The sequence below is a fragment of the Pseudomonas sp. SDO5215_S409 genome (assembly GCF_054071325.1).
This window is the reverse complement of the sequence record NZ_JBSVWN010000067.1, coordinates 20388-30850: the sequence shown is the minus strand read 5'-3', so window position 1 is coordinate 30850 and position 10463 is coordinate 20388. Positions and strand designations below refer to the sequence as shown.

9 protein-coding genes, 5 tRNA genes and 1 pseudogene are annotated in these 10463 nt (G+C 61.2%); 1 reads left to right on the top strand and 14 read right to left on the bottom strand.

Annotation, left to right across the window (positions count from 1 at the left end; genetic code table 11):
- Positions 1-141: 141 nt before the first annotated feature.
- The 3 genes and pseudogenes from ACW9H9_RS25375 to ACW9H9_RS25365 all read right to left on the bottom strand — a co-directional run.
- A pseudogene (locus ACW9H9_RS25375) lies at positions 142-433 on the bottom strand (integrase core domain-containing protein); the annotation flags it as partial.
- Entirely contained in the window at positions 360-563 is a 204-nt protein-coding gene (locus ACW9H9_RS25370) for a hypothetical protein (protein WP_457346680.1), read from the bottom strand. The pseudogene ACW9H9_RS25375 and the gene ACW9H9_RS25370, both read right to left, overlap by 74 nt.
- Before the next feature lie 120 nt (positions 564-683).
- Positions 684-760, bottom strand: a tRNA-Val gene (locus ACW9H9_RS25365).
- A gap of 184 nt (positions 761-944) precedes the next feature.
- Between ACW9H9_RS25365 and ACW9H9_RS25360 the strand changes: the two genes are divergently transcribed.
- Positions 945-2228 carry an NAD(P)/FAD-dependent oxidoreductase gene (locus ACW9H9_RS25360; RefSeq protein WP_457346681.1) on the top strand — a complete coding sequence of 428 codons (1284 nt, stop codon included), beginning with the start codon at positions 945-947 and terminating at the stop codon, positions 2226-2228.
- A gap of 162 nt (positions 2229-2390) precedes the next feature.
- Here ACW9H9_RS25360 and ACW9H9_RS25355 read toward each other — a convergent pair.
- The 11 genes from ACW9H9_RS25355 to accD form a co-directional block, all read right to left on the bottom strand.
- A tRNA-Asp gene (locus ACW9H9_RS25355) sits at positions 2391-2467 on the bottom strand.
- 103 nt (positions 2468-2570) lie between these two features.
- Positions 2571-2647 (bottom strand) — tRNA-Asp (locus ACW9H9_RS25350).
- A 103-nt stretch (positions 2648-2750) separates the two neighbouring features.
- Positions 2751-2827: transfer RNA gene (locus ACW9H9_RS25345), tRNA-Asp, on the bottom strand.
- 19 nt (positions 2828-2846) lie between these two features.
- Positions 2847-2922, bottom strand: a tRNA-Val gene (locus tag ACW9H9_RS25340).
- A gap of 155 nt (positions 2923-3077) precedes the next feature.
- A complete protein-coding gene (locus ACW9H9_RS25335) occupies positions 3078-3854 on the bottom strand; it encodes an SDR family oxidoreductase (RefSeq protein WP_457346075.1) in 777 nt (258 codons plus the stop codon).
- Entirely contained in the window at positions 3851-5062 is a 1212-nt protein-coding gene (locus ACW9H9_RS25330; protein WP_457346073.1) for an O-succinylhomoserine sulfhydrylase, read from the bottom strand. Before ACW9H9_RS25330 ends, ACW9H9_RS25335 begins: the two co-directional genes overlap by 4 nt.
- A gap of 63 nt (positions 5063-5125) precedes the next feature.
- Positions 5126-6631: an amidophosphoribosyltransferase gene (gene purF / locus ACW9H9_RS25325; protein ID WP_457346072.1), complete on the bottom strand. Its 1506-nt coding sequence runs from the start codon at positions 6629-6631 to the stop codon at positions 5126-5128.
- 41 nt (positions 6632-6672) lie between these two features.
- Positions 6673-7230: a CvpA family protein gene (locus tag ACW9H9_RS25320; protein ID WP_457346071.1), complete on the bottom strand. Its 558-nt coding sequence runs from the start codon at positions 7228-7230 to the stop codon at positions 6673-6675.
- Between the two features lie 139 nt (positions 7231-7369).
- A complete protein-coding gene (locus ACW9H9_RS25315) occupies positions 7370-8041 on the bottom strand; it encodes an SPOR domain-containing protein (RefSeq protein WP_457346070.1) in 672 nt (223 codons plus the stop codon).
- Positions 8025-9332: a bifunctional tetrahydrofolate synthase/dihydrofolate synthase gene (gene folC / locus ACW9H9_RS25310; protein WP_457346069.1), complete on the bottom strand. Its 1308-nt coding sequence runs from the start codon at positions 9330-9332 to the stop codon at positions 8025-8027. Before folC ends, ACW9H9_RS25315 begins: the two co-directional genes overlap by 17 nt.
- Positions 9329-10249, bottom strand: coding sequence for an acetyl-CoA carboxylase, carboxyltransferase subunit beta (gene accD, locus ACW9H9_RS25305; protein WP_457346068.1), 921 nt, complete (start codon positions 10247-10249; stop codon positions 9329-9331). The genes folC and accD overlap by 4 nt, the downstream gene beginning before the upstream one ends.
- Positions 10250-10463: the final 214 nt, after the last annotated feature.

The following is a 10463-nucleotide window of genomic DNA, read 5'->3' as shown; positions in this document are numbered from 1 at the left end:
AACGGGATCGGCGTATTTCACCATATTTGGAAGTCTTCTTCAGGATTTCCCTAGGCGCTTCTAAAGCAGCTAACTTTGTAGGCATTCACATTGACTAGTGGGAACGAACCTTTGCGAACGCTCTGCAAGAAATCCAAATGTCTAGTCCTGAAATAGGTTTACACCTGTTTCACCCCAGCGCCCGATGCATCGCATCGGGCGTTTTGTATTTCAAAGACAGGTGCGGACGCTCACGGTTGTAGATCGAGACCGACTCCCTCACCATCTTTTTCGCCTGCATCAAGTCCTGTGGTCGCTGGAGCAAAAGCTCCGTCTTCAATATCCCATTGACCCGCTCTGCCAAGGCGTTTTGGTAGCAATCATAGCCGTCCGTCATCGAACATCTGATGCCGTATTTCGCATGCAGTTCCTGGTACATGCCCGAGCAATACCGTTTTGCCTTGAATCCCGTAGCGCTCTTGAGCCTCTTTATAACTCAGCTCGCCTCTTTCGACCTGGTCGACGACCGACAATTTAAAAGTCAGCGTGTAGTCATGCTGACTGCGCCTTTTAGCTGCTTCCATTACGTCCTCCTGAAAATAGATCAGAAGGTGTAAACCTTATTCAGGACGGGACAAAGACAACAAAAAAGGGCCCACCTTTCGGTGAGCCCTTCTAGACCGCCCAGCAGAGCGGATTTTGTTTGGTAGGCGCGATTGGACTCGAACCAACGACCCCCACCATGTCAAGGTGGTGCTCTAACCAACTGAGCTACGTGCCTGCTGTGAGGCGGCATTCTACGGAATTCCGGAGGGGTGTCAACACCTTTTTTTCACCTAAGCCTATGAATATGCGAATTTTTTATTGGGGAGCAGTCACGCCGCGTTTTCCGGGTGGCTGGCAGGCAATTTTCAACTCAGGTAGGATCGGCGCACTCGTAAAAAATATAAAACAGAGGTTCCAGGATGGCGAACACCCCCTACCCCCAGTCCTATTACGCGGCGTCCGCCAACGCGGCCCCGCCTCGTCCTGTGCTGCAAGGTGACGTCGAAACCGATGTGTGCGTGATCGGCGCCGGTTATACCGGGCTGTCGAGCGCGCTGTTTCTGCTGGAGAGCGGCTTTCGGGTGACGGTGCTGGAGGCCGCCAAGGTCGGCTTTGGCGCGTCGGGCCGCAATGGCGGGCAGATCGTCAACAGTTACAGCCGCGACATTGACGTGATCGAACGCAGTGTCGGCGCCCAGCAGGCGCAACTGTTGGGGCAGATGGCGTTCGAGGGCGGTCGGATCATTCGTGAGCGTGTGGCGAAGTACCAGATCCAGTGCGACTTGAAAGACGGCGGCGTCTTCGCGGCGCTCAACAGCAAGCACATGGCTCACCTGGAATCGCAAAAACGCCTGTGGGAACGCTTTGGCCACACGCAGCTGGAACTGCTGGACGAACGCCACATCCGCGACGTGGTGGCCTGTGACAACTATGTGGGCGGCATGCTCGACATGAGCGGCGGGCACATTCACCCGCTCAACCTCGCCTTGGGCGAAGCGGCGGCTGTGGAGTCTTTGGGCGGCACGATTTATGAGCAGTCGGCGGCGGTGCGTATCGAACGTGGCGCCAGCCCGGTGGTGCACACGGCGCAGGGCCAGGTGCGGGCCAAGTTCATCATCGTCGCGGGCAATGCCTATTTGGGGAACCTGGTGCCGGAGCTGGCGGCCAAGTCGATGCCGTGCGGTACGCAGGTCATCACCACCGCCCCGCTGGGCGACGACTTGGCGAACACGCTGTTGCCGCAGGACTACTGCGTGGAAGACTGCAACTACCTGCTGGACTATTACCGCCTCACTGGCGACAAGCGCCTGATCTTTGGCGGCGGCGTGGTGTACGGCGCGCGCGACCCGGCCAACATCGAGGCGATCATTCGCCCGAAAATGCTCAAGGCGTTTCCGCAGCTCAAGGATGTGAAGATTGATTACGCCTGGACCGGAAATTTCCTGCTGACGCTGTCTCGTCTGCCGCAGGTAGGGCGTCTGGGGGACAACATTTATTACTCCCAAGGCTGCAGCGGCCATGGCGTGACGTACACCCACCTGGCAGGCAAGGTGCTGGCCGAAGCGCTGAAAGGCCAGGCAGAGCGTTTTGACGCGTTTGCCGACCTGCCGCACTACCCATTCCCGGGCGGGCAGTTGCTGCGCACACCCTTTGCGGCGTTAGGCGCCTGGTACTACGGCTTGCGGGACAAGCTGGGGCTCTAAAGCCTGGGCGCGAGGGTGGTTTACCCGCCCTCGCACACCACTTTTTCAAATCGCACAAACAAAAAACCCCGATCTTTCGACCAGGGTCTTTGCTATCGATCCAATCAAACCAGTGGTTTGTCTTGGCGCTCTCAAGGCGTTCAGTAGGCCCTGGAACAGATATGGCGCAGCGGACGGGACTCGAACCCGCGACCCCCGGCGTGACAGGCCGGTATTCTAACCGACTGAACTACCGCTGCGTATCGCTTGACTGCTGAAGCATGCGCCTCAACTACCGTTAAACATCTGATCAACCAGCGTTGCTGTTCGATCTCAAACCTGAAACATCAGGCCTGGAAAATATGGCGCAGCGGACGGGACTCGAACCCGCGACCCCCGGCGTGACAGGCCGGTATTCTAACCGACTGAACTACCGCTGCGTATCGCTTGACTGCTGAAGCATGCGCCTCAACTACCGTTAAACATCTGATCAACCAGCGTTGCTGTTCGATCTCAAACCTGAAACATCAGGCCTGGAAAATATGGCGCAGCGGACGGGACTCGAACCCGCGACCCCCGGCGTGACAGGCCGGTATTCTAACCGACTGAACTACCGCTGCGCGTAACACATGAAGCGAATGGTGGGTGATGACGGGATCGAACCGCCGACCCTCTGCTTGTAAGGCAGATGCTCTCCCGGCTGAGCTAATCACCCTTTGCTTCGCTGAGGCCGCGAAATCTACGCAGGTGGCAGACCTAAGTCAATAGCCTGCTTGAAGTTTTTTTAAAAACAGCGGCCAGTGACGCACTTCAGGCGACACGGTAAAAGCCCGGCAGTGGCGCTTACCGATCAAAACTTGAAGCAGTTCTTCATGGCTCGTAGACCATTTTCTTGCTCATGCCGCCGTCCACCACGAATTCCTGCCCGGTGACAAAACCGGCATTGCGCGAAAGCAACCACGCAACCATCGACGCCACGTCCTCCACCGTCCCTACCCTGCCGGCCGGATGCTGGGCATGGTCGGCGTCCGTCAGCGGCTCGGCACGCCGCACTGCGGGGTCACGCGCGTCGATCCAGCCCGGGCTGACGGCGTTGACGCGCACCTCCGGCCCGAGGCTGATCGCCAATGCGTGGGTGAGCGCCAACAGGCCGCCCTTGCTCGCCGCATACGCCTCGCTGTCCGCTTCCGACTGCCGCGCACGGGTCGAGGCCAGGTTGACGATGGCCCCGCCGTGAGCACGCAGGTAGGGCGCGCAATGTTTGGCCAACAGCATCGGGCCGGTCAGGTTGACCGCCAACACACGGTTCCAGTACGCCAGGTCCAGGCCGTCCAGGGTCATGTTGTGCGGGCTCGCGACGGCAGCGTTGCACACCAGCGCATCCAGCCGCCCGAACTGGCCCAACACTTCAGCGACCCCAAGGGTCACTTGTTGCTCGTCAGCCACGTCCATGGTGATAAACCAGGCGTTTTCACCCAGGACCTTGGACACTTTGGCGCCGCGCTCGCGATCCAGGTCCGTCAACACCACCTGCCAGCCTTCGCTGATCAGCCAGGCGGCGATGCCCAACCCGATCCCGCGTGCCGCGCCCGTCACCAGGGCGACGCGCCCGTTACCGGCAGCCGCCCCTTCGGACCATTCGATCACAGGGCCGCCAACCCGCGCGCCAGGTCAGCTTGCAAGTCGGCAACATCTTCCAGGCCCACGGCGATACGGATGAGGCTGTCGCGGATACCCGCCGCTTCACGCTCTTGCGGCGCCAGGCGGCCGTGAGAGGTGGTGCTTGGGTGGGTAATGGTGGTTTTGCTGTCACCCAGGTTGGCCGTGATGGAGATCAGGCGGGTGGCATCAATGAAGCGCCACGCGCCCTCTTTGCCACCCTTGACCTCAAAGCTCACCACCGCGCCAAACCCGCGCTGCTGGCGCTGGGCCAGCTCATGCTGCGGATGGCTCTTGAGACCCGCATAGTGGACTTTCTCGATACCGTCCTGCTGCTCCAGCCACTCGGCCAACGCCTGGGCATTGGCACAATGGGCTTTCATGCGCAGGTTGAGCGTCTCCAGGCCCTTGAGGAAGATCCAGGCATTGAACGGGCTCAGGGTAGGGCCAGCGGTGCGCAGGAACCCCACCACTTCTTTCATCTGCTCGCTGCGACCGCCCACCACACCGCCCATGCAACGGCCCTGGCCGTCGATGAACTTAGTGGCCGAATGCACCACAATGTCCGCGCCCAGTTTCAGGGGCTGTTGCAGCGCCGGGGTGCAGAAGCAGTTGTCGACCACCAGCATCGCGCCTTTGGCGTGCGCCACTTCGGCCAATGCGGCGATGTCTACCAGTTCCGCCAACGGGTTGGACGGCGACTCGACAAACAACAGCTTGGTATTGGCCTTGATGGCCGCGTCCCACCCGGACAGTTCTGCCAGGGGCACGTAGTCCACTTCGATGCCGAAGCGCTTGAAGTATTTTTCGAACAGGCTGATGGTCGAGCCGAACACGCTGCGCGAAACCAGCACGTGATCACCGGCGCTGCACAGGCTCATGACCACCGCCAAAATAGCCGCCATGCCGGTCGCGGTGGCCACGGCCTGCTCGGCGCCTTCGAGCGCGGCAATCCGCTCCTCGAACGCGCGCACGGTCGGGTTGGTGTAGCGCGAATACACGTTGCCCGGCACTTCACCGGCAAACCGGGCAGCAGCGTCGGCGGCGGTGCGAAACACATAGCTGGATGTGAAGAACATCGGGTCGCCGTGCTCGCCTTCCGGCGTGCGGTGCTGGCCGGCGCGCACAGCCAGGGTATCGAAAGCTACGCCATCGAGGTCGCTGTCCAACCGACCGGCATCCCATTCCTGACTCATGCTGCTACTCCTCAACTCAATTCTTTATAGATACAAAACCGGCCCCTCAGGGCCGGTGTTCACTCAGTTGTTGTAAAGGTCGATGATCGCGCTGACCGCCTGGGTCTTGATCTTCGACGAGTCGTTGCGCGCCTGCTCGATCTTGTTCAGGTAAGCCTCGTCAACGTCGCCGGTGACGTATTTGCCGTCAAACACCGCGCAATCGAACTGATCGATCTTGATCTTGCCGCCGCCCACCGCTTCGATCAGGTCCGGCAGGTCCTGATAGATCAGCCAGTCGGCGCCGATCAGGTCGGCCACGTCCTGGGTGGAGCGGTTGTGGGCGATCAGCTCGTGAGCGCTCGGCATGTCGATGCCGTAGACGTTGGGGTAACGCACTGCGGGCGCGGCGGAGCAGAAGTAGACGTTCTTGGCACCGGCTTCGCGGGCCATCTGGATGATCTGCTTGCAGGTGGTGCCGCGCACGATGGAATCGTCGACCAGCATCACGTTCTTGCCACGGAACTCAAGCTCGATGGCGTTGAGCTTCTGGCGCACCGATTTCTTGCGGGCCGCCTGGCCGGGCATGATGAAGGTACGGCCGATGTAGCGGTTCTTGACGAAACCTTCGCGGAACTTGACGCCCAGGTGGTTGGCCAGCTCCAGCGCGGCAGTGCGGCTGGTGTCCGGGATCGGGATGACCACGTCGATGTCGTGGTCTGGACGCTCGCGCAGGATCTTCTCGGCCAGTTTCTCGCCCATGCGCAGGCGCGCCTTGTAGACGGAAACACCATCGATGATCGAGTCCGGGCGTGCCAGGTACACGTGTTCGAAGATGCACGGGGTGAGTTTCGGGGCCACGGCGCACTGGCGGGTGTGCAGTTTGCCGTCTTCAGTGATGTACACCGCTTCGCCCGGGGCCAGGTCGCGAATCAGGGTAAAGCCCAGCACGTCCAGGGACACGCTTTCGGACGCGATCATGTACTCGACGCCTTCGTCGGTGTGACGCTGGCCGAACACGATCGGGCGGATGCCGTGCGGGTCGCGGAAACCGACGATGCCATAACCGGTCACCATCGCCACCACCGCGTAGCCACCCACGCAGCGGTTGTGCACGTCGGTCACGGCCGCGAACACGTCTTCTTCGGTCGGTTGCAGCTTGCCGCGCTGGGCCAGCTCGTGGGCGAACACGTTCAGCAGCACTTCCGAGTCGGAGCTGGTGTTGACGTGGCGCAGGTCAGACTCGTAGATCTCCTTGGCCAGCTGTTCAACGTTGGTCAGGTTACCGTTGTGCGCCAGAGTGATGCCGTACGGCGAGTTGACGTAAAACGGCTGGGCTTCGGCCGACGTCGAGCTGCCCGCGGTCGGGTAGCGCACGTGGCCGATGCCCATGTGCCCCACCAGACGCTGCATGTGACGCTGATGGAACACGTCACGCACCAGACCGTTGTCCTTGCGCAGGAATAACCGGCCGTCGTGGCTGGTCACAATACCGGCAGCGTCCTGGCCGCGGTGCTGGAGGACGGTTAGCGCGTCATACAGCGCCTGATTGACGTTCGACTTACCGACGATACCGACGATGCCACACATGCGACACAACCCCTACTTAATGAATCTTGACTGAACACAACTTACTGCGGCGTTTTGGCCGGCAAGAGGTGTTCCTTGAACGGAATATCAGCGGGTACGCTGATTCCGCTGGCCAGCCACTGACTGCTCCACCCCAGGATGAGGTTTTTGGACCAGTCTGCAACCAATAGAAATTTTGGCACGAGTACCGACTCCTGCCACCACGAATCCTGCTGTACCGGCCCCAGGCTCAACAGCCCGACCGCCACGACCACCAGCAACGCGCCACGCGCGGCGCCGAAGGCCATGCCGAGAAATCGATCGGTCCCGGAAAGGCCGGTGACGCGTATCAATTCTCCGATAAGATAATTGACCATTGCTCCCACCAACAACGTGGCGACGAACATGATAGCGCAGCCCGCAATCACGCGAGCCGAGGGTGTTTCGATGTATCCGGCAAGGTACACGGACACTGAGCCGCCGAACATCCAGGCGACGACGCCTGCAATGATCCAGGTCAGCAACGACAGGGCTTCTTTTACGAAGCCGCGGCTTAGACTGATCAAAGCGGAGATGGCGACGATCGCTACGATCGCCCAGTCAACCCAGGTAAATGGCACGTTGCAGCCTACAGACGGATAAGGCGGCGCATTTTAGCAGAGCGCCGTGCTATCGGTAAGCAGTGATTGGCAGTGCATTTGAAATCAATGAGTTGCGACCGTTCAATGGAAGAGCCCGGCGACCCGGGCTCCCACAGGCTCACCCCTTCTCGGGCTGGAAGCGCACCACGAAACCCTTGAGTTTCTGCTGGCGGTCCAGCAAATCCCGCAGGCGATCCGCCTCGGCGCGCTCGATCAGCGGCCCGACAAATACCCGGTTCTTGCCGTCAGAGGTGCGGATGTAAGCGTTGTATCCCTGGCTGCGCAGGGTTTTCTGCAAGCTTTCGGCGCTGTCGCGGTTGGCCAGGCTGGCCAGTTGGATGGACCAACTGATCGACAGGCCGTTAGCGTCGATACGACTCTGCCCTACATCAGGCTTGCCCGGCGCCGCCGGTTGCGGGGCGGCCGGTTTTGGCGCTGGCGCCTGTACCACGGGCTTGGCGGCGACCACTGGAGCAGGCGGTGCAGCCGGTGCCGGTTTCACCACCGGCACACTCTGCTGCACCGGCACTGCTGGCGCCGCCTGCGCGCCCCCTTCGTTCTCGGAAGGCACCGGCTCGTCCTCAGGCAGCGCCTGCGGCTCGGGCACCACCACCGGCTCGACCTGGACCTGAGGCATTACGGGCGCCTGAGGCGCTGCCGGGGCTTCGACGACGACCTGGCGCTGTTCGTCCTGGCGGGAGAACAGCATCGGCAGAAAAATCACCGCCAACGCCACCAGAACCAGGGCCCCCACCATCCGCTGCTTATATGCGCTATCCAGTAATGCCATGTGCAGCTTCCTCCATGGAGCGCCGGGCCAACCACTCTAATGCCTCGGCAACACAAAAAAATGATCCGAACAGCAGGATCTCATCCTCAGGCGTCGCGACCGCACATTGGGCTTCCAGGGCCGCCGCCACACTTGCATGGGACGTCACCGTCGCACCAAGGTTCTGCAACGCGTCGTGCAATTGAGCCGCCGGGCGACTGCGCGGCGTGTCCAGCGGTGTCACAGCCCACGTTTGTACGCCACCCAGCAGGGGCGCAACCACGCCGTCCAGGTCCTTGTCAGAGAGCAAGCCGAACACTGCCAGGCGCCGACCGACCGGCGGGGTGCGCGACAGGCGCTGCGCCAGGTACTCGGCCGCGTGAGGGTTGTGCCCCACGTCCAGCAACAGGTTCAGGCGCTGGCCATTCCAGTCAATGATGCGCCGGTCCAGGCGCCCTACCACACGGGCGCCCTGCAACGTGGCGATAATCTGTGCGGCGTCCCACGGCAAGTCCAGCAACGCATACGCCTGCAACGCGAGCGCGGCGTTTTCCATCGGCAGGTTCAGCAGCGGCACATCGCGCAGCTCAACGCCCTGGCCGCGCGCATCAACGCCGCGCCATTGCCAGCAGTGGTCACCTATCTCAAGATTGAAATCGCGCCCGCGCAGGAAAAACGGGCAGTCCAGCTCGCGCACCTTGTCCAGCAAAATGTGCGGCGGGTCCAGGTCACCGCACAATGCAGGCTTGCCCTGACGGAAAATCCCGGCTTTTTCAAACGCCACGGATTCGCGGGTATTACCCAGGTATTCGGCGTGGTCGACGCCAATACTGGTGATCAGTGCCAGGTCCGCGTCCACCACGTTAACCGTGTCCAGGCGCCCGCCAAGGCCGACTTCCAGCACCACCACATCCAGCTGCGCACGCTCGAACAGCCAGAACGCCGCCAACGTGCCCATCTCGAAATAAGTCAGGGAAATCTCGCCGCGCCCGGCATCAAGCGCCGCGAAGGCTTCGCAAAGCTCTTCGTCGGTCGCTTCGACGCCGTTGAGCTGCACCCGCTCGTTGTAACGCAGCAGATGCGGGGAGTTATAGACGCCGACTTTCAAGCCCTGGGCTTGCAGCAAGGCGGCGACAAAGGCGCAGGTAGAGCCCTTGCCGTTGGTGCCGGTCACCGTGATGACACGCGGCGCCGGCTTGCCCAACCCGAGGCGGGTCGCTACCTGTTGTGAGCGCTCCAGGCCCATGTCAATGGCTGACGGATGCAACTGCTCCAGGTAGGCGAGCCATTCGCCCAGGGTACGTTGGGTCATATGTTTGCGGGCACCGGCGGGACGACAACAGCTTCAACAGGGGCGGCGACGTATACAGGCGTCGGCAGGCCCATCATTTGCGCCAGCAGGTTACCCAGGCGTGGACGCAGTTCGGAACGGGCAATGATCATGTCGATCCCACCGTGCTCCAGCAAAAACTCGCTGCGCTGGAAGCCTTCCGGCAGTTTTTCGCGAACGGTTTGCTCGATGACACGCGGGCCGGCAAAGCCGATCAGGGCCTTGGGCTCACCGACGATCACGTCACCCAGCATGGCAAGGCTGGCGGACACACCACCGTAGACCGGGTCGGTCAGCACGGAGATAAACGGAATGCCTTCTTCACGCAAACGCGCCAGCACTGCCGAGGTCTTGGCCATCTGCATCAGGGAGATCAACGCCTCCTGCATGCGCGCGCCACCAGAGGCCGCGAAGCAGATCATCGGGCAGCGATTTTCAAGGGCATAGTTGGCGGCGCGTACAAAACGCTCACCGACGATGGCGCCCATGGAGCCGCCCATGAAGGAGAATTCAAAGGCCGAGACCACGACAGGCATGCCCAGCAGCTTGCCGCTGACGGAGATCAAGGCATCTTTTTCACCGGTCTGCTTTTGCGCAGCGGTCAGGCGGTCTTTGTACTTCTTGCCGTCGCGAAACTTCAGACGGTCCACCGGCTCCAGGTCGGCGCCCAGCTCGGCGCGGCCGTCGGCGTCCAGGAAGATATCAATGCGGGCGCGGGCGCCGATACGCATGTGGTGGTTGCACTTGGGGCAAACGTCCAGGGTCTTTTCCAGCTCCGGGCGGTAGAGCACCGCGTCGCAGGAGGGGCACTTGTGCCAAAGACCTTCAGGAACCGAGCTTTTCTTCACCTCGGAACGCATGATCGAGGGGATCAGTTTGTCTACTAACCAGTTGCTCATGCTTTCTTTCTCCAGTACCGGTGGCTTGAACACAGCCCCGCGTATGCCCTTGAGCTAATTCATGTATGGCGATGACACAGACGGGACGGGGTCAGACGTTCGACCTGCCATTTCCCGCCCGCGCCCTCAGCCTTTCCAGACAACCTGCAGTGCAGCGTTGCCACTTCTTTTCCGGGCCACCCACGGGCGGCACCGGGCTGTTTTACACAGTGGT

What these genes read in the sequence shown, in the direction of transcription:
- ACW9H9_RS25370 (WP_457346680.1), bottom strand. Translation starts at nt 563, where the DNA reads ATGGAAGCAGCTAAAAGGCGCAGTCAGCATGACTACACGCTGACTTTT.
- ACW9H9_RS25360 (WP_457346681.1), top strand. Translation starts at nt 945, where the DNA reads ATGGCGAACACCCCCTACCCCCAGTCCTATTACGCGGCGTCCGCCAAC.
- ACW9H9_RS25330 (WP_457346073.1), bottom strand. Translation starts at nt 5,062, where the DNA reads ATGAGTCAGGAATGGGATGCCGGTCGGTTGGACAGCGACCTCGATGGC.
- purF (WP_457346072.1), bottom strand. Translation starts at nt 6,631, where the DNA reads ATGTGTGGCATCGTCGGTATCGTCGGTAAGTCGAACGTCAATCAGGCG.
- ACW9H9_RS25315 (WP_457346070.1), bottom strand. Translation starts at nt 8,041, where the DNA reads ATGGCATTACTGGATAGCGCATATAAGCAGCGGATGGTGGGGGCCCTG.
- folC (WP_457346069.1), bottom strand. Translation starts at nt 9,332, where the DNA reads ATGACCCAACGTACCCTGGGCGAATGGCTCGCCTACCTGGAGCAGTTG.
- accD (WP_457346068.1), bottom strand. Translation starts at nt 10,249, where the DNA reads ATGAGCAACTGGTTAGTAGACAAACTGATCCCCTCGATCATGCGTTCC.